At 71.0% G+C, this 17,393-nt stretch carries 15 protein-coding genes; 9 read left to right on the top strand and 6 right to left on the bottom strand.

Annotated elements, in window-relative coordinates:
* Positions 1 to 92: 92 nt before the first annotated feature.
* Complete coding sequence (locus tag ACGFIS_RS11500; protein WP_392912789.1) at positions 93 to 1,085, bottom strand: LacI family DNA-binding transcriptional regulator; 993 nt, start codon at positions 1,083 to 1,085, stop codon at positions 93 to 95.
* Between the two features lie 232 nt (positions 1,086 to 1,317).
* Between ACGFIS_RS11500 and ACGFIS_RS11495 the strand changes: the two genes are divergently transcribed.
* Positions 1,318 to 2,712: a glycoside hydrolase family 16 protein gene (locus ACGFIS_RS11495; protein ID WP_392970461.1), complete on the top strand. Its 1,395-nt coding sequence runs from the start codon at positions 1,318 to 1,320 to the stop codon at positions 2,710 to 2,712.
* A gap of 179 nt (positions 2,713 to 2,891) precedes the next feature.
* A complete protein-coding gene (locus ACGFIS_RS11490; RefSeq protein ID WP_392970458.1) occupies positions 2,892 to 4,436 on the top strand; it encodes an Nramp family divalent metal transporter in 1,545 nt (514 codons plus the stop codon).
* Positions 4,437 to 4,583: 147 nt separating this feature from the next.
* On the opposite strand, the gene ACGFIS_RS11485 is transcribed toward ACGFIS_RS11490, so the two are convergent.
* Both ACGFIS_RS11485 and ACGFIS_RS11480 read right to left on the bottom strand, forming a co-directional pair.
* Positions 4,584 to 5,756: a sensor histidine kinase gene (locus tag ACGFIS_RS11485; RefSeq protein ID WP_392970454.1), complete on the bottom strand. Its 1,173-nt coding sequence runs from the start codon at positions 5,754 to 5,756 to the stop codon at positions 4,584 to 4,586.
* Between the two features lie 8 nt (positions 5,757 to 5,764).
* Positions 5,765 to 6,421, bottom strand: a complete 657-nt coding sequence (locus ACGFIS_RS11480) for a response regulator transcription factor (RefSeq protein WP_392912785.1) — start codon at positions 6,419 to 6,421, stop codon at positions 5,765 to 5,767.
* A 116-nt stretch (positions 6,422 to 6,537) separates the two neighbouring features.
* On the opposite strand from ACGFIS_RS11480, the gene ACGFIS_RS11475 reads away from it, so the two are divergent.
* The 5 genes from ACGFIS_RS11475 (at position 6,538) to ACGFIS_RS11455 (ending at position 11,373) form a co-directional block, all read left to right on the top strand.
* Positions 6,538 to 7,047: a hypothetical protein gene (locus tag ACGFIS_RS11475; protein WP_392912784.1), complete on the top strand. Its 510-nt coding sequence runs from the start codon at positions 6,538 to 6,540 to the stop codon at positions 7,045 to 7,047.
* Positions 7,048 to 7,059: 12 nt separating this feature from the next.
* On the top strand, positions 7,060 to 8,226 hold the full coding sequence (locus ACGFIS_RS11470; RefSeq protein ID WP_392970451.1) for an efflux RND transporter periplasmic adaptor subunit: 1,167 nt from the start codon (positions 7,060 to 7,062) through the stop codon (positions 8,224 to 8,226).
* Entirely contained in the window at positions 8,223 to 8,969 is a 747-nt protein-coding gene (locus ACGFIS_RS11465) for an ABC transporter ATP-binding protein (protein ID WP_392970448.1), read from the top strand. Before ACGFIS_RS11470 ends, ACGFIS_RS11465 begins: the two co-directional genes overlap by 4 nt.
* On the top strand, positions 8,966 to 10,168 hold the full coding sequence (locus ACGFIS_RS11460; RefSeq protein WP_392970445.1) for an ABC transporter permease: 1,203 nt from the start codon (positions 8,966 to 8,968) through the stop codon (positions 10,166 to 10,168). The genes ACGFIS_RS11465 and ACGFIS_RS11460 overlap by 4 nt, the downstream gene beginning before the upstream one ends.
* Before the next feature lie 188 nt (positions 10,169 to 10,356).
* On the top strand, positions 10,357 to 11,373 hold the full coding sequence (locus tag ACGFIS_RS11455) for an aspartyl protease family protein (RefSeq protein ID WP_392970442.1): 1,017 nt from the start codon (positions 10,357 to 10,359) through the stop codon (positions 11,371 to 11,373).
* Positions 11,374 to 11,543: 170 nt separating this feature from the next.
* Here the strand turns inward: ACGFIS_RS11455 and ACGFIS_RS11450 are convergent, their stop codons facing one another.
* The 3 genes from ACGFIS_RS11450 to ACGFIS_RS11440 form a co-directional block, all read right to left on the bottom strand.
* A complete protein-coding gene (locus tag ACGFIS_RS11450) occupies positions 11,544 to 12,830 on the bottom strand; it encodes a PucR family transcriptional regulator (protein WP_392970439.1) in 1,287 nt (428 codons plus the stop codon).
* Positions 12,831 to 13,022: 192 nt separating this feature from the next.
* A complete protein-coding gene (locus tag ACGFIS_RS11445; protein WP_392970436.1) occupies positions 13,023 to 14,930 on the bottom strand; it encodes an FAD-dependent oxidoreductase in 1,908 nt (635 codons plus the stop codon).
* Between the two features lie 128 nt (positions 14,931 to 15,058).
* Positions 15,059 to 15,688, bottom strand: a complete 630-nt coding sequence (locus ACGFIS_RS11440; RefSeq protein WP_392970433.1) for a TetR/AcrR family transcriptional regulator — start codon at positions 15,686 to 15,688, stop codon at positions 15,059 to 15,061.
* A gap of 153 nt (positions 15,689 to 15,841) precedes the next feature.
* Here ACGFIS_RS11440 and tatA point away from each other — a divergent pair, with 153 nt between their 5' ends.
* Complete coding sequence (gene tatA, locus ACGFIS_RS11435) at positions 15,842 to 16,192, top strand: Sec-independent protein translocase subunit TatA (protein ID WP_392913060.1); 351 nt, start codon at positions 15,842 to 15,844, stop codon at positions 16,190 to 16,192.
* 75 nt (positions 16,193 to 16,267) lie between these two features.
* Positions 16,268 to 17,239 (top strand): hypothetical protein, encoded by a 972-nt coding sequence (locus ACGFIS_RS11430; RefSeq protein WP_392970430.1) that lies wholly within the window; start codon positions 16,268 to 16,270, stop codon positions 17,237 to 17,239.
* Positions 17,240 to 17,393: the final 154 nt, after the last annotated feature.

Below are 17,393 nucleotides of genomic sequence, written 5' to 3'. Positions count from 1 at the left end.
CACAGGTCGAACGGGCCACCCCCTGGCCTCTCCTCGCCACCATTCCCGCCTGATCCGCGAACCGCCCGGCGCGCGCGGGGCCGGCGGCCGGCTCAGGTGGAGTCACGCACGATGAGCTCGGTCGGGAAGATCACCGGCTCGGCCTGATGGTCGACCCCGGTGAGCAGCATCCGGACGATGGCCTTGGCGACCTCGGCGATGGGCTGGCGGACGGTGGTCAGCGGCGGATCGGTGTACCGGGCGGCGTCGATGTCGTCGAAGCCGACGACGGCGACGTCGTCAGGGACGCGACGGCCCGCCTTCCGCAGCGCGTGCAGCGCTCCGGTCGCCATCAGGTCGCTCGCGGCGAACACCGCGTCGAGACCCGGGTCGTCCTCCAGGAGCTGGTCCATCGCGGCCGCCCCCGACTCACGGGTGAAGTCCCCTATGGCGGCCAGGGACCGGCGGCCGGTTCCGGAGAGGAGCTCGCGGTAGCCGGCCAGCCGGTCCAGCCCCGCGGACATGTCGAGCGGGCCGGTGATGGTGGCGATGCGCCGCCGCCCCTTCGCCAGGAGGTGTTCCACCGCGGTCCGTGCGCCCGCGACGTTGTCGACGTCGCAGTACGGCGGCTTGGCCGTGGACACAGGCCGCCCGTGCGACACCACGGGTACGCCCGTCCGCAGGAGAGCCGCGGGCAGGGGATCCGCGCCGTGCTGGGAGAGCAGGATGACCCCGTCCACATGGCGGCCCGTGACGTACCGCTCGACCCTCGCCTGGCCCGCCGGCGAGGAGGGGATCATGAGGACGACCTGTTTGTCGGCGGCCTCCAGTTCCTGGCTCACGGTACGGACGACCAGAGAGAAGAAGGGGTCGTCGGAGAACACGCGGGCGAGCGGCTCGGAGACGACCAGCCCGATCGATCCGGTGCGCTGGGTCACCAGGCTGCGGGCCGCCGAGTTGGGGATGTAACCGAGTTCCTCGACGGCGCGCAGGACGACCGCGCGGATCCGGGGGTTCACGGTGTCCGAGCCGTTGACCACACGCGACACCGTGGCCCGGGAGACCCCGGCCCTGGCCGCCACGGCCTCCAGCGTGGGACGTTTCATGCCGCCTCCCCACCGGGTCAACGTGCGCATGTGCCAAGAGAGCGATTTCTTTAATGATCCTCCAATTGACGGCGAAACGCCATGTTCGCTGCTAGATGCACCATTGCGTGCGCGGGGCTGTGAGAGAGCGCTCTCTTGCCTATTGACGGACCGTTCCGGGCGGGTGACATTGACCCCACCAGAGGGCAGGCACCCCGCGCCTGCTCCACCCCCACTCTGGAGGCCCCCCGCCATGACCTCACCGAGACATCCCCGGCTCTGGCGCAGGTCCGTTCTCGCCGTCCTCGCCGCCGCGCTTCCGGTGGCGATCGCCACCGCCGTGACGCCGCCGCCGGCCGGCGCGTCCGTTCCGCCGCCCCCGGAGGGCTGGAGCCAGGTCTGGAGCGACGACTTCGACGGTTCGGCCGGCTCGCTCCCCTCGTCCGCGAACTGGATCATCGATACCGGTCACGGCTACCCCGGAGGCCCGGGCAACTGGGGCACGGGGGAGATCCAGAACTACACCGCCGACCCCGCCAACGTCAGCCTGGACGGCAGCGGCAACCTGCGGATCACCCCGGTCAAGACCGCGTCGGGCGGGTGGACGTCGGCCCGCATCGAGACGCGCCGCGCCGACTTCAAGCCCGCCGACGGACGCGTCCTGCGCATCGAGGGACGGATCCAGATGCCCGACGTCACCGGCGCCCCGGCCCTGGGCTACTGGCCCGCTTTCTGGGCCTTGGGCTCCCCCTACCGGGGCAACTACTGGAACTGGCCGTCGATCGGCGAGTTCGACATCATGGAGAACGTCAACGGGATCAACTCGGTCTGGGCCGTCCTGCACTGCGGCGTAAGCTCCGGCGGCCCGTGCAACGAGACGACCGGGCTCGGCGCCAGTCGCGCCTGCCCCGGCACGTCCTGCCAGGCGGGCATGCACACCTACCGCTTCGAGTGGGACCGCAGCGTCAGCCCCAACCAGCTGCGCTGGTACGTGGACGGCCAGCAGTTCCACAGCATCAGCCAGAACCAGCTCGACGCCACCACGTGGGCGAACATGACCGGGCACGGCGGCTACTTCCTGCTGCTCAACGTGGCCATGGGCGGCGCGTTCCCCAACGGCGTCGCCGGGCACGCCACCCCCACCGCGGACACCGTCTCCGGACGCCCCATGGTCGTCGACTACGTCGCGGTCTGGCAGAGCGGCGACTCCAGCACCCCGCCCCCGACGGGCGGCGAGGTCGACGCTCGCTCCACCATCCAGGCGGAGAGCCGTCAGGCCCAGTCGGGCACGCAGCTCGAAACCACCACCGACACCGGAGGCGGCCAGAACGTCAGCCACATCGACAACGGCAACTGGCTTCGCTACGACGACGTCGACTTCGGCGGCACCCCGGCCACGCAGTTCCGGGCCAGGGTCGCCTCGGGTGCGCCGGCCGGGGTCAGCGGCCTGGTGCAGGTGCGGCTGGACAGCCCGACCGGCCAGGTGATCGGCGAGTTCGCCGTAGCGAACACCGGCGGCTGGCAGAACTGGCGGACGGTACCCGCCAACATCGCGGGCGTGACCGGCACCCACACCGTCTTCATCACCTTCAGCAGCGGCCAACCGGCCGACTTCGTCAACCTCAACTGGTTCACCTTCGCCGACTGACCGGCCGTCCGCGCCCGCACCTGGCCGGCAGGTGCGGGCGCGGGCGTGTCCGACCGGTGGTGGCTCGCACGGGGAACCCGTTTCAATTGCCGCCGGCGGGCTCTTGCAGAGGGCGCATCCTTGGCGGATCATGCGGGCAGCCGAGGAAGTCGGGGGCATGATCCACCGGGAGGTGCCCCATGACCGAGACCCCCGAGCCGATGGGCGGGGTTCCCGAGGACGGGCCGGCGGAGGCCGCCGTGGCCGGGACGTACAAGCTGGGGGTGAGCCGCCCCGACCTGCCGGTCACCGATCTGCCCACCCCCGAGGAGGTCTTCGGCGTCCGCCGGATCGGTCCCAAGGAGCTGGTCAAGTACGCGCTCGGCCCGAGCCTGATCGCGCTGGGCATCTCCATCGGCAGCGGTGAGTGGCTGCTGGGCCCGCAGGCGGTCGGCCAGTTCGGGTTCGAGGGCGTCGGCTGGATCATCCTGGTCTCCGCGCTGCTGCAGACCCTCTACAACATCGAGTGCTCGCGGTACGTGGTCGCGACCGGTGAGGTGCCGGTGGTGGGCTGGGGACGCGTCCCGCCCGGCTGGTTCCTGTGGGTGCCGGCCTCGGTGTTCCTCATCCTCTTCGCGTTCATCGCCGGCGGCTGGGCGGCCTCGGCGGGGGAGGGGCTGTACGCCCTCGTCCACGCCGAGACCGCGCCCGAAGGCGCCGAGGAACCGCGGATCTGGGCGATCGCGCTGCTGGTGGTGGTGTTCCTGATGGCCGCCGCGGCCCGCCGGGTCTCCCGGACGCTGGAGCTGGTCAACTGGGTGCTGATCGGCGCGATCCTGATCACGCTGCTGCTGTTGTGCGTCTTCCTGGTGCCGCCCGGAATCTGGTGGGACGGCATCACCGGCTTCGTCACCCCGGCGGCGCCGCCGGAGGGCATCACCGCCACCCAGATCGGAGGGCTGGCCGGGTTCACCGCGCTGGCGTCCGGGCTGAACTGGTACGTGATGGGCCACTACCGGGACAAGGGCTACGGCATGGGCCACCGGGCCGGGTTCATCGCGGGCCTGCGGGGCCGGCGCGTCGAGGTCCTGCCCAGCGGCGTGACCTTCCCCGACGACGAGAAGAACCGGGGGCTGTGGAAGCGCTGGTACCGGCTGCTGCTCACCGACATGTGGGCCGTCTTCTTCGCCGGCGCGATCATCGGCATGCTGCTGCCGACCCTCCTGATGGCCCACGCGGTCGAGATCTCCGGCCAGGAGGTCACCCAGGAGAACGTGCCGACCTTCGTGGCCGCCGCGCTGGACGCCGAGTACGGTCGCTGGCTGTTCTACATCGCGCTGATCGTCGGTGTGCTGGTGCTGTTCACCACCCAGCTCGGCATCTTCGAGGCGATGGTGCGCGTCACCACCGACGCCGCGCACGCCACCAGCCCCCGGCTGCGCGTGCTGCTGGAGGGCGACCCGCGGCGCTTCTACTACCCGTTCATGCTGCTGCTACTGGTGATCATCGGGGTCATCCTGCACTTCGCGCTGCCGGTCAGCCTGGTGCAGTGGTCGGCGAACATGTCCAACCTGGGCGCGCTGATCTTCCCGTTCATGCTCATCTACCTCAACAGCAGGCTGCCCCGGCCGGCCCGGCCCCGCCCGTGGCACTACGTCATCCTGGTGTTGAACTTCCTGTTCTTCGGGTTCTTCTTCATCAACTTCATCGCCGACTTCATCGGCGACCCGCTCGTCACCTTCTGATCACGTGATTCGCCGGCCCCGGCGCGCCGACATCGTCATCGAGCGAGACGGGTCGCGTCGGCCGGCCATGCGCCCGTAGCGGTGGCGACGCCCGCCACCCGCACGGCGGAGACGAACGCAGGTGAGCCGCACGCCGTCCCTCGCTGATCAGCTATCTGCGGCGGGGAAGGCGGCCTGGACGACGAGACCGCCGTCCTGGCGGGGGACCGCGCTGAGGGTTCCGCCGTGCGCGATCGCGATCGCGTGGGCGATGGACAGGCCGAGCCCGTGGTGCCCGTCGCCGCGCGCGGACCGGTCCAGCCGCTGGAACGGTTCGAGCAGCCGGGCCACCTGCTCGGGCGGGACGACCGGCCCGGTGTTGCTCACGCTGACCACGGCCTGCCCGTCCCGCGTTCCGGTCGCCACGTCGACGCTCCCTCCGGGCACGTTGTACCGAATGGCGTTGTCGACGAGGTTGGCCACGAGGCGCTCGACCAGGGCGGGATCGCCCGCGGTCGCGGCGGGTGCGATCCGCGGGTACAGGCGTGGCCCGCCCGCGGGTGGCTCCGGCCCGCCCGCGGGTGTCTCCGGCCGGGTCGCCAGCACCTGCTCGGTGAGCGCGGCGAGGTCCACCGGGGCCCGGCCGTCCAGCCCCCGCTCGCTGATCGCCAGCGTGAGCAGGGACTCCAGCAGGCTCCCCTGCTGATCGCTGATCGTCAGGATCCGCTCGAAGGTCGCGCGGAACGCCTCAAGGGTCGGCCGGCGTTCGGTGAGCGTCTCCTCCAGCAGTGCGCGTTCGAGCGTGAGCGGGGTGCGGAGTTCGTGCGCGGCGTTGGCGACGAAGCGCTTCTGCGCGTCGAGCGCCGTCTCCAGGCGTCCGAGCAGGCCGTCCACGGTGTCGGCGAGGTCCTTGAGCTCGTCGCGGGGGCCGGTGAGGGCCAGCCGCTCGTGCACGTTGCGCGCCGAGATGTGCTGCACGGTGGTGGTCATCGTGCGCAGCGGGCGCAGTACCCGTCCCGCGACGAACCAGCCGAGCAACAGGGAGACCACCAGCATGATCGCCAGTGCGATCCCGGCCTGGACGAGGAACTCCTGCGCCTGCGTCTGGGTCTGCTGCTCCCTCCATGCGCGCACCGAATCGGCCGACTCGAGGGGCGTGCCGGGCAGCCGGAACGCACAGTCCTCCGCCGCCTTGTCGAAGCACGGCACTCTCACCTTGAAGACCGCGTTCCTCTGGACGAGCAGGAACGTGATCGCCAGCAGGACCGCGCCGGAGACGGTGAACAACGTCCCGTACAGCAGCGTGAGGCGCATCCGGACCGTCCGCGGCACCTTGCGCATGAGCGGCCTCATATCCGGTAACCGCTCTGCGGGACGGTCTCGATCACCGGCGGGGATCCCAGCTTGGCCCGGAGGCGGTTGATCGTCGCCTTGACCGTCGTGGTGAACGGGTCCGCCGCCTCGTCCCAGACGCGTTCCAGCAGTTCCTCGGCGGAGACGACGCGTCCCCCCGCGGCGAGCAGGTACTCCAGCACCGCCAGCTCCTTCGGGCTCAGCGCCAGGCGCAGCCCCGAGCGGGTGACGACCCGCTGGGCCGGGTCGAGCCGCAGGTCGCCGTGCTCCAGGATCGGCGGCAGCGCCGGCTGCGCCCGCCGCCCCAGGGCGCGGATCCGCGCGACGAGTTCGGCGTACGCGAACGGCTTCGGCAGGTAGTCGTCGGCGCCCAGGCTGAGCCCCTCGACCCGGTCGGCGATCGTGCCCGACGCGGTGAGCATCAGGACCCGGGTCCGGCGGGACGGCGCGGCCACCAGCGCGCGGCAGACGTCGTCGCCGTGCACCCCGGGAAGGTCGCGGTCCAGCACGACCACGTCGTAGTCGGTCAGCGCCGTGCGGTCGAGCGCGGCCTGGCCGTCGAGGGCGACGTCCACCGCCATCCCCTCGCGGTGCAGGACGCGGACCACGGAATCCGCCAACTCCGCGTGATCTTCGGCCACCAGCACTCTCATCACCGATCAGACTCCCCGATCCGCGGTCACAGCCGGGTCACAGCCTCGCGCACCGCCATGTGACCGCCCCCTCCCTAGAAATGACCTCGCAAGCGATATCCGTCGGAAGGGGAACGATGAACAGGGCTTCTGTGTTGCTGGCCGCCTCCGCCGCCGTCCTCGCCGTGGCCGGCGCCGGATGCGGCGGCTCCGGCGACTCGAAGACCGGCTCGTCCGGCGCGAACTCGTCCGGCGCGAAGGCGAGCGCCACGGCGGACCAGGGGATCAAGCACGCGCAGTGCATGCGTGAGAACGGCCTCCCGGGCTACCCCGACCCCGGCCAGACCCCGGGCGCGAACTTCCCGGGGCGCGACTCCGCGGCGTTCCGGAAGGCGCGGCGGGCGTGCCAGTCGCTGGAGCCGCCCCAGCTTCAGCCCGGTACGCCGGAGAACGCCGAGCTCCAGCGGAAGATGCTGAAGTGGACCCAGTGCATGCGGGAGAACGGCGTCCCGAACTTCCCTGACCCGCAGAACGGGCGCATCCAGGTGGAACGGGGCACCATCGACAACAAGTCACCGCAGTTCCGGAGGGCCGTGGAGGCCTGCCGCCCTCTCGAAGCCGGTGGTGCCAAGGGCACCGGCGGCTGAGGCGGGGACTCGATGAACCTCAGAGTGACCGAACGGGACGTGGAGACGCGGGACGCGCCCGCCCGGCTCCGGCCGCGGCGCAGCCGCCGCAGAATGATCGGCGGCGGTGCCGTGCTCGCGGTCGTGGCCGCGGTCGGTGCGGCGGTCGCCGTGCCGGGCTCGTCCGGTGACGGCGGCGCGGCCGAGACGACGGCCGGCGGCGGCACGTCGCTCGTGGCGGTCCAGAAGGGCCCGCTCTCCTCGCAGGTCGGCCAGACCGGGACGCTCTCGTACGCGGGCGGCGCCGGCGGGGCCCCGTACCCGGTGGTCAACCAGGCGAAGGGGACCTACACCTGGGTGCCGGTGGCGGGCGCCCAGATCGGCTGCGGCGAGACGCTCTACAAGGTCGACCAGGAGCCGGTGTTCCTGATCTGCGGGAGCACGCCCGCGTACCGGGACCTGGCCGTGGGCGACGACGGCAAGGACGTCCGGGCGCTGAACAAGACCCTGGTGGACGGGGGCCACGCCGGCCGGTCCGGGCCCGATCCCGATTCCGGCCACTTCGGATGGGCGACCGCGGCGGCCCTGGAGAAGCTCCAGGACGAGCGCGGCGCCGACGTGACCGGCAGGCTGGACCTCGGCCAGGCGGTGTTCCTGCCCGGCCCGCTGCGGATCAGCAAGGTGACGGCCGGGAACGGCACGGGCGCGGCCCGGGGCCGTCCGATCATGGAGGCGTCGTCGGACCGCCGCGAGGTGGTCGTGAACCTCGATCCCTCCCAGCAGTCGGACGTCGAGAAGGGCGATCAGGCGCAGATCACGCTGCCGGACAACCGGACCACGCCGGGCGTGGTCAGCCGGATCGGCGCGGTCGCGGCGCCCTCCGGCAAGGACGACTCCGACACGCAGCCCGCGACGCTCCCGGTCCACATCACGCTCAAGCGCCCGAAGGACGCCGGGACGCTCGACCAGGCGCCGGTCCAGGTGCAGATCACCACGGACGGCGTCAAGGACGCGCTCAGCGTGCCGGTGACCGCGCTCGTCGGCCGGGCCGGCGGGGGATACGAAGTCGAGGTCGCGGCGGGGGACGGCCGGACCCGCTTCGTGGCAGTCACGCTCGGATTGTTCGACCACGCCAACGGGCGGGTCCAGGTCTCCGGCGCCCTGTCGGCCGGCGACCGAGTGGTGGTGCCGTCGACATGAACGGGACGAGTCGTTCAGGGGCACGGCCCCCGGCACCCGGGATCGCACCGAATGTCATCGAACTGGAGCGGGTCACCAAGACGTACGGTTCGGAGCCTCCCGTCCACGCGCTGCGCGGGGTGAGCTTCACCGTCCGCCGCGGGGAACTGGTCGCGATCGCCGGCCCGTCGGGGTCGGGCAAGTCCACGCTGCTGCACATCCTCGGCACGCTCGACCGGCCCAGCGAGGGCACGGTGCGGATCGACGGGGAGGACGTCGCGACGCTCACCGACCGCCGGCTCGCCGCCCTCCGGGCACGCAGCATCGGCTTCGTCTTCCAGCAGTTCTTCCTGTCCGAGCACGCCACCGTCCTGGAGAACGTCGCCGACGGCCTGCTGTACGGCGGCGCGGGACGGGCCGAGCGGCGTGAGCGCGCCGCCGAGGCGCTCAGCCGGGTCGGGCTGGAGGACCGGGCGGGCTTCCGTCCGGGCAAGCTCTCGGGCGGCCAGCGCCAGCGCGTGGCGATCGCCCGCGCCCTGGTCGGCCGCCCGGCCATCGTGCTCGCCGACGAGCCGACGGGAAACCTCGACAGCCGGACGGGCGCGGCCATCATCGAGCTGCTGCACGAGCTCAACGCCGGCGGGGCGACCATCCTCGTGATCACGCACGACGGCGGGCTGGCGGCCCGGATGCCCCGCCGGCTGCACGTCCTCGACGGGCGGATCGTCGCCGGCGACGCGGCGCGTTCGATGGAGGGCGTATGAGGCTGTCCGACCAGATGCGCGTGGCCGGCGCCGGTATCCGGGCGCGCCTCCTGCGGGCCGCCCTGTCCGCGCTCGGGATAGCGATCGGGACCGCCGCGATCGTCGCGGTGCTCGGCCTGTCCGCGTCGTCCCAGGCGGGGCTCCTCGCCCAGATCGACGAGCTGGGCACGAACCTCCTGACCGCCAACACCGGCACATCCGTCACCGGTGGGACGGCGCGGCTTCCGGTCGCCGCGCCGCAGCGGATCTCCCACCTGCCCGATGTCGAGGACGTGGCGCACGTCGGTGCCATCGACGACGCGAACGTGTACCGCAGCCCGCTGGTCCCGGCGATCAACACCAACGCCCTGAAGGTGGAGGCGGCCAGCCTCAACCTCCCCGACGTGGTCGGAACCGGCGTGGCGCAGGGCCGCTGGCTGAACACGGCGACCGAGCGCCGGCCGGTCACGGTGCTCGGCGCGCTCGCCGCGCAGCGCCTCGGGATCGACCGTGTCCATCCGGGGCAGCGGATCTGGCTGAAGAACCAGTGGTTCTACGTCGCGGGCATCCTCAAGCCCGCGACGCTGTCGACCGACATCGACACCAGCGCCCTGATCGGCTATCCGGCCGCGGAGCGCTATCTCGGCTACACGGCCGTCGACAAGGGCGAGCCGGTGGCCGGACCACCGACGACGGTGTACGTGCGGGCCCGTACCGACAAGGTGAACTCGGTGCAGGGGGTGCTCGCGCAGACCGCGAACCCGGAGTCACCCGGCGACGTCGACGTCAGCCAGCCGTCCGACGCGCTCACCGCGCGAGCCGCCGCAGAGGGCGCGTTCAACAGCCTGTTCCTCGGGCTCGGGCTGGTGGCGCTGATCGTGGGCGCGATCGGGGTCGCGAACATCATGATCATCTCGGTGCTGGAACGGCGCTCGGAGATCGGGCTGCGGCGGGCGCTCGGTGCGACCCGGGGCCATATCCGCACCCAGTTCCTGTCCGAGGCGGTCATGCTCGCGCTGCTCGGCGGGGTGGCCGGAGTCGCCGCCGGAGCGCTGGCCACCGCGGTCTACGCGAACACGAAGGGCTGGGCGGTGGTCATCCCGGCCCAGGCGTGGGCCGGCGGGATCGGCGCCGCGATCGTGATCGGCGCGATCGCCGGCCTGCTGCCGGCCCTGCGAGCGGCCCGCCTCTCACCCACCGAGGCGCTGCGGACTCTGTGAGCGTCCACCACCGCCGGCACGCATGGGAGTGCCGCGGAAAACGATGATGAAAAGGAGAAGGCCATGACGACTGACGGACACTGGGACCGGCGTTCGGTGCTTCGGAGTGCGGCCGTGGTGGCCGGCGCCGCCGCGGCTATGTCGGGCTGCTGAGCAACAGGTTCCCCGAGGCCGAGAAGTATCTGACCATGGCCCTCGGACTGGCGCCCGGCGACAAGGACACCAACCGGCTCATGGCCGACTGCCACCTCCGGCAGGACCGGCTCTCCCTCTCCGCTCCCCACTGGAAAGCGGCCGGCAACGACGTCTTCGCCACCTGGTTCGGCGCGGTCCGCGGCGAGCCGTACCAGGTCAGCGGCGACATCGCGCGACTGCCGTTCCGGCAGTTGGACCCGTCACCGCTGGTCGAGGGCTCGGCCAACGGCGGACCGCCCAAGCCCTACCTGCCCTACACCGGCGCCCCGTGGCTGGGCCTTTCCATGGAAACGGCCGAGGAGGCCGGGCTGACCCATGTGGCCAAGCAGCAGATCGACTTCCTGGACGGCAAGGCATGGCAGTACTTCGGGGTGCTGGCCTCCTTCAGGCTGGACGGCATCGAGCTGCGCAACGTCCCCGTCGTGTGGTCGGAGACCGACCAGGCGTCGCCCGGAGGGGCCGACGGCGGCCTGATCGGCACGTGGGTCCTCTACCACCTGCTGACGACCTTCGACTATGCGGGCCGGTCGCTGATCCTGCGCCGCCGCACCCCCGAAGCGTCCCGCAGGGCACGCGCCGACGCCGCGCGGGCAGGCGCCGAGCCCCTGCCGCTGTGGCTGGCCCGTGAGCACATGACGCACAGCACGGGAAGCGTCGCCGGCTCCGGCGACCGGGTGGTGGGCCTGGCCATCGGCGGAACCAGCGAGAACACCGTGGTCATGTCCGAAGAGACGGCCAAGCGGCTGGGGGTCCGCATCGACTACGACCGCCCGCTGGAGACCTTCGCCCACAGCCACCCGGTCGTCACCTACCCCTGCTACCCGGAGGAGAGCCGCCTCGGCGGCGCCTCCGCCCAGTACGCCTACAGCCTGGTGAACCCCGGCCAGGCGACCGCCCGCCACGGATTCGACGTCCTGGCCACGTTCTTCCACTCCTTCTACAAGCCGTACAACATCACCCTCGACTTCGCCGCAATGAACGTCTACATCGCGCGCGGCAAGGCCGCCTGACCACCCGCGCCCGCACGGCTCGGAGCAGGAGATGGGAGAAGAACGGCCGGGTGCGCAAGTTCACGGTGCGCCACCACCGGCGGCCGGCCAAAGGGACATCGCTGTGCCGCCTCTCCCGTCCTGCGAGGCCTGCCCCGGCCGGGGGCGCGGGGCGGACGGGGACCAGTGGATCACGCCGTCCTTCTGGTCGCGGGGGTGGCGGCCCGGTCGTTGCGGGTCTCGTCCGGCAGCAGCCGCCAGGCGTGCAGTGCCATGAGGTAGTCCAGTGCGTGCGCGGGGTTGTACAGCTCGGGGCCTAACAGGTCGTTGAGCTGGCGGATGCGGTTGCGGACGGTCTGCGGGTGGGTCTGCAGGCGGGCGGCCGTGCTGTTGCCGTTGAAGCCGCACTCGAAGTAGGCGAGCAGCGTGTCAGCGAGCCGTTCCCGCTGGGCGGGGCGCAGCCGCCGGAGCGGAGCGAGTTTCCGGTCTGCGAGGCTGCGGGCCAGTTCCGGGTTCTGGAGGAGCAGCAGTGTCGGGACGTGCTCACTCAGGTGCACCGGCGTCCGGGTGCGCAGCGTCGCGGACGGGAGCAGTTCCAGGCAACGGTGGGCCAGCCGCAGCGACAGGGCGGTGCGGGTGATTTCGACCGTTGGGCCGACGACCGACGGGTGGTCGCCGAGCATCGACTGCAGCACCGCGCGCCGGCCCGGTCCCGCCGGGTCCGGGAAGATCAGGCACGGGACGTCCAGGTGCAGCCCGCTGAGTACGTCGGCGGGCAGGAACCCGGGTGGTGCGCTCGGCCTGCGGCGGTCCACGGCGATCGCCGCGACCGTCTGGGGCAGCGGCCAGTTCGCGTGCGCGGCGGCGTCCTTGAGCGCTTGCGGCTCAGGAGACGGGTGCAGCAGCAGGTCGACGAGGCGGCGCCGTTCGGGCCCGGCCGGGCCGGTGTCCCGCTTCTCCGCCGCGAGTCGTCCGGCGGCGGCGGCCTGGTGGAGCCTGTCGGTGTAGGTCAGGCCGAGCCGGACGAGCGTCCCGCCGCGCCGGGGGGTGAGGGCGGTGCGGTACCGGACGGTCTCCGCGGCGAGGCGCTCGGCGACGGCGCCGGTCGCGGCCGACAGCGCCGCCCGCAGATCTTCGGGGCTGCGGCCGTCCTCCACCTCGGTCTCGCCGAGCCGCCGGAAGAGGCCGAGTACCTGTGGCGGGGGCTCGTCGGGCGGGCCCGCCGGGTTAAGGAAAGCGTTGATCGCGGCGGTGATGGCCTCGCGCAGCAGGTCACGGTCGTCCGGCCGGCGGCCCCATGCGTAGGCGAGGACTTGGGCGCGCGCGGTGTCCGCCGCCTCCGCCGCGATCTCCGGGACCAGCCGCCGCAGCCGCCGCGTCATCTCCCGTTCGGTGATGCGAACGGACAGCGCCCGATCCGGTGATGCGGGCGCGGTCATCGGCAGGGCGTCTGCCTGCAGGTAGTCGGTGGGGGGCATGGCGTGGCCTTCCGTGCCGCCCGCGGTCTGGCCGGTCGGCGCGCTGGGGCCGGGCCGCGGGCGGCGGTTTGGGGTGGGTGGGGAAGGTGCCTGTGCGGGTGTGTGTGGGGGGTTGGGGTTCAGGGGTGTGGGGGTTTTGGTGTGTGGGGGTTCAGGGGTGTGGGGGTTGGGGGTGTGGTGTGTGGTTGGGGGTTAGGGCTTTACGGGGTCCCAGAGGTCGAAGATGTTGGCTTCGCCGCGGTCGTAGCGGCGGTCGTCTTCGTCGTAGAAGCCTTGGAATTCGTCGGGGAGGTACATTTTGTGGAGTTTGGCGGGGGTTTCGTTGCTGCCGGAGGCTTGGAGGATGCCGTTGGCGGCTTTGCGGCCGGCTTCGTTGGCGCCTTCCATGGTGGCGAGGTTGATGTCGGCTTTGACGTAGTCGGAGGCGAGGAAGAGGTTGGGGAGGGCGGTGGTGGCTTCGGGGCGGTGGTTCCAGGAGCCGGGTTTGTTGATCATGAGGGGTTCGGCGTTGGCGGCTTGGGGGGTGCCGTTGCCGGTGATGGCGGGGTCGAGGAAGTAGGAGTGGATGTTGAAGTCGTTGAGGACGATGGGTCCCCAGGGGATCGCGGCGCGTAGTTGTGCTTTGACTTCGTTGACGATTTGTTCGTCGGTGCATTCGCGGGCGGGTTTGTTGTAGAGGATGCCGGGGACGTCCCAGGCGGAGATGCACATGGACAGGACGTCGTTGACTTCGCCGTTGCCGTAGGTTTCGTTGATTTTGGTGTCTTTCCAGAATTGGGCTTGGTTGATGGAGGTCAGGGCCCAGGGTTGGGCGGCGTAGGCGACGTGGCCTCGGCCGAGGTTGATCGGTTGCCGCAGGTAGAACATGATGCCGTTCATCCAGTCGGTGGTGATGTTGGCGATCGATTTGAGGGTGGGGTCTGCGGCGAGGATGTCGTTGTTGAGCAGGGGGATGGCGCGTTCGACGGGGACGGCCAGGACGTAGTGGTCGGCTTGGACGTCGATGGTGCCGTTGGGTCCGCGGACGCGGGCGGAGGCGATCTGTTTGTCCTGGACGTTGAGGTGTTCCAGGGTGGCGTCGATTTGGAAGGTGACGCCCAGGGAGCGCAGGTGTTTCATCCAGGGGTCGATGAGTGATTCGTTGGTGGGGGCGTTGAGGAGCCGGTCGGGTTCGGCGTAGCCGCCCAGGCCCAGGGTGCTGTAGACCCATGCTTCGGCCATTTTGCCCATGGTGTGGGCGCCGGCCTTGTCGGGTTTGGCGGCCACGAGGGTGCCGGTGAACATGTCGACGAGGAGTTCGTTGTAGGACTGCGACATTTTGTCGGAGTTGACGAACTGGGCGAAGGAGAGGTTCTCCCATTGCCCGTAGCGGCGTTTGGGGCCGCTGGTGACGAACGCGATCATCTTCTGCAGGAAGTAGCCGACTTCCCAGAGGGGGACTTTGCCCAGGACGTTGATGCCGGTGCTGAGGAAGTTCAGCAGTGATTCGGGGCTGAGGGTGCCTTCGATGCTCCCGGCGGCGGGCAGGATGATCTTGGTGCCGTCGTAGTAGGCGCTGACTTCTTTGCCGGCTTGCAGGTTGCCGGCGGCGTTGCCGCCGCCGGGGACGGGGATGCGGCTCATGGTGTCGGGCAGGTTCTGGTAGAAGCCGGGGAAGAACCGGAATCCGTGTTCGCCGGGCAGGTCCTTGCGGCCTGCGGTGCCGGTGCCGGGGACGGGGATGCTGCGGTTCTTGCCGCCCCAGGTCTTGCGTTCGTAGATGGTGACTTCGAAGCCGCGTTCGGCGAGTTCGTGGGCGGTGCTGAGTCCGCCCATCCCGCCGCCGAAGATCGCGACGCGGCGGCCGGCGGCCTTGCGGGTGCGGGGGGCCTTGCGGGCACCGGCGGCCGGGGCGGTGGCGGCGGTGGCGGTGCCGGTGCCGAGTGCTCCGGCGGCGGCGACGGCGCCGGCGGCGGCGACCGCGCCGGTGACGAACTGGCGGCGGCCGACACCGCCCCCGCCCCCGCCCCCGCCCTGGCCCTGGGCCTGGCCCTGGGCCTGGTTGTGGGCGTCGTTCTCGTTGTGGTCGGGGTGGGGTTGTGGTGGGGTCGTGTCCTGCACGGCGCGCTCCTCACGGGGGGTGGGCGCTAACCGACACTGTTGTCGGTTACGGGTGGTTCCCCACTATGAGCAAGCCACCGCACCACGTCAACCCCCACCCCCACCCGGAGCCCGCCCCGCCCCGGCCGCTACTCGGCATGGCCCAGCCCCGTCCACAGCAACCGCATGGCCCCCTCCACTAGCACCGACCGCGGCATTTCGGGATGGTGCTCCCACCACTGCGCCACACCATCCAAACCCGCGATCAAAAGCTCCACCATCGCCTCGGCGATCGGCTCCTGCGGATCCAGCCCCACCCGCGCCCGGATATCCCCGCCCAGCAGCACCGTCACCGCCTGCGTCCGCGCCTCCCGGATCCCCCTCCGCACCGTCCGGATCTCCGGATCATCCTCATCGGTCCGATCGAACAACAATCGCCGCGCAGCGGGCTTGCTCTGCGCAAACCCGAAATACGCGTCCGTGGTGGACCGCATCCGCTCCCGCGCAGGCCCCACCCCCGTGATCCGCGCCCCGACGTACTCCACCAACGCCGCGTTCTGCTCCTGCATCACCGCGAGCAACAACACCCGCTTCGACGGAAAATGGTCGTACACCACCGTCCGCGCCACCCCCGCCGCCGACGCGATCTCTCCCAGCGACGCCCCGTGATACCCCTTGCTCGCAAAAATCCCCAGCGCCGCCTCAGTGATCACAGCCCTGCGAGCCGGACCACGCATCCGCGTCTTGGGCGGATCTTCCCCCATCGCCTTGACTCCCATCGTCCGTTCCGTTCACCCTATCCGACATAGATGTCGGTTAAAGTGGCGGTTCAGGCGGTGTACGTCACCGACGCGACGGCAGGGAGCCGCTATGGGACACGGGAGTCCGTCGATCGCCGACCACCACCCCGAACACTGACCGAAGGAGAAACCATGGCCGGCCTCGGCACCACCGAGATCCTCATCATCCTGCTGGTCGTCCTGCTGCTCTTCGGCTCGACGAAACTTCCGCAACTGGCCCGCTCGCTCGGCAGATCCGCGCGCATCCTCAAGACCGAGACCCAGGGCCTTCACAGCGACGACCCCGACGACCGGCCGGCCTCGTCCGCGCCGGAGGCACACGGCGTCCGCGAGCCGGCCGCTCGACCACGCGACGCGGACACCCGCCCCGGACACCAGGCCGCCCCCCAACCGCGAGCAGGACAGCAGGCTTCCCTCCCGCCCGCGCAAACACTGCGAGGAACGACACTGCCCGCCGAAAGCGACGCCCACCCCGCGAAGTAGCTCTGGCCCCGCCCCGCCTTGGAAGCCCCTTCGCGGCCCGCTCCCGGGGACCTCAATGGCGAGGAGAAGCGCATCATGCAACTGGGACACTGGGCGACGACCGTCGCGTTCCTGTCGACCGGCATCTGTTTCGTCGGCATGGCATTCCTCAAAAGCGCCACGGGCCAGATGCCTCCGCTGCAAGGCAACCGGCCCTTCGCGCTCGCCGCCGCGATGCTCTCCAGCGGGACCTGGGCGATCGGCTTCGCCGTCATCGGGGTGGGATTCGCGCTGCAGTTCACCGCCCTCTCGGCGCTCCCGTTATCCGCCGTCCAGCCCGCGATGCTCGCCGGGCTGGCGCTCCTGCCCCTCATCGCAGGCATCGGCCTGGGCGAACGGTTCGGCCTCCGCGAAGTGGTCTGCCTGGCGCTCGCCGCGGCGGCCATCGTCCTCTACGCCCGCGCCGCCAGTGGCGCGGACTCCTTCGACCAGGCACCGTCGGTGCCGTTGCTGCTGGCCGCGATGTTACCCTCGCTCGCCTTGCCCGCCGTGCTGTTCCTGATCAGCGACCTGAGACCCAAGGGTGCGCACGAACGGCCGCTCAGCGGCATCGTCTACGGGATCAGCGCCGGGATGCTGATCGGCGCGGCCGAGGTCTCGCTCGTGGGCATGGTGACGCTCGATGGTCCACTCCGGGACCTCGCCACTTCTCCCCACCCCTACCTGTTCCTCACGGCGACCGCGCTGACCGCGGGGCAGATACAGATCGCCTTTCAGCGCTGCCGCCTGCTGATCGTCGGATTCCTCGTCATCATGACGGCCAACCCGCAAATGCTGCTCGTGTCGACGGCGCTGTACGGGCGCGGGTGGGAGCTGCGAGCCGCACCCCTGTCGAATCTGACGGGCGGCCTGCTGTTGAGCTTCGCGGCCATCTGGTACCTCCCCCGTCACGAACGGGTCAGGCCCACTCGGCCGCCCCGGCGCCGATCCCGCCACAGGGGTACGCCGTCCGCGCTGGACTCGGACCGGCGGCTGCCCAGGAAGTCTTCCGTGCGCTTCCCCCCATGACGCGGAGACCCTGAGCCCCCGGCGCAGGCCCACAATTCCCCTGTACTCCTACATCGCCACCACTTCATCTGGCTCGGCGAAACCGACCCGGTCATCACCGAACTCGCACAACTCCTCGCAACGGTCACCTGACCTCCGCATCGGAGCGCCGGCG

The organism is Spirillospora sp. NPDC048824 (assembly GCF_043198455.1).
Taxonomy (GTDB): domain Bacteria; phylum Actinomycetota; class Actinomycetes; order Streptosporangiales; family Streptosporangiaceae; genus Spirillospora.
This window is presented reverse-complemented; position numbering and strand designations above follow the sequence as displayed.

What these genes read in the sequence shown, in the direction of transcription:
- ACGFIS_RS11500 (WP_392912789.1), bottom strand. Translation starts at nt 1,085, where the DNA reads ATGAAACGTCCCACGCTGGAGGCCGTGGCGGCCAGGGCCGGGGTCTCC.
- ACGFIS_RS11455 (WP_392970442.1), top strand. Translation starts at nt 10,357, where the DNA reads ATGGCCCTCGGACTGGCGCCCGGCGACAAGGACACCAACCGGCTCATG.
- ACGFIS_RS11485 (WP_392970454.1), bottom strand. Translation starts at nt 5,756, where the DNA reads ATGCGCAAGGTGCCGCGGACGGTCCGGATGCGCCTCACGCTGCTGTAC.
- ACGFIS_RS11450 (WP_392970439.1), bottom strand. Translation starts at nt 12,830, where the DNA reads ATGCCCCCCACCGACTACCTGCAGGCAGACGCCCTGCCGATGACCGCG.
- ACGFIS_RS11430 (WP_392970430.1), top strand. Translation starts at nt 16,268, where the DNA reads ATGCAACTGGGACACTGGGCGACGACCGTCGCGTTCCTGTCGACCGGC.
- ACGFIS_RS11465 (WP_392970448.1), top strand. Translation starts at nt 8,223, where the DNA reads ATGAACGGGACGAGTCGTTCAGGGGCACGGCCCCCGGCACCCGGGATC.
- ACGFIS_RS11460 (WP_392970445.1), top strand. Translation starts at nt 8,966, where the DNA reads ATGAGGCTGTCCGACCAGATGCGCGTGGCCGGCGCCGGTATCCGGGCG.
- ACGFIS_RS11490 (WP_392970458.1), top strand. Translation starts at nt 2,892, where the DNA reads ATGACCGAGACCCCCGAGCCGATGGGCGGGGTTCCCGAGGACGGGCCG.
- tatA (WP_392913060.1), top strand. Translation starts at nt 15,842, where the DNA reads ATGGCCGGCCTCGGCACCACCGAGATCCTCATCATCCTGCTGGTCGTC.
- ACGFIS_RS11470 (WP_392970451.1), top strand. Translation starts at nt 7,060, where the DNA reads ATGAACCTCAGAGTGACCGAACGGGACGTGGAGACGCGGGACGCGCCC.
- ACGFIS_RS11440 (WP_392970433.1), bottom strand. Translation starts at nt 15,688, where the DNA reads ATGGGAGTCAAGGCGATGGGGGAAGATCCGCCCAAGACGCGGATGCGT.
- ACGFIS_RS11495 (WP_392970461.1), top strand. Translation starts at nt 1,318, where the DNA reads ATGACCTCACCGAGACATCCCCGGCTCTGGCGCAGGTCCGTTCTCGCC.
- ACGFIS_RS11475 (WP_392912784.1), top strand. Translation starts at nt 6,538, where the DNA reads ATGAACAGGGCTTCTGTGTTGCTGGCCGCCTCCGCCGCCGTCCTCGCC.
- ACGFIS_RS11480 (WP_392912785.1), bottom strand. Translation starts at nt 6,421, where the DNA reads ATGAGAGTGCTGGTGGCCGAAGATCACGCGGAGTTGGCGGATTCCGTG.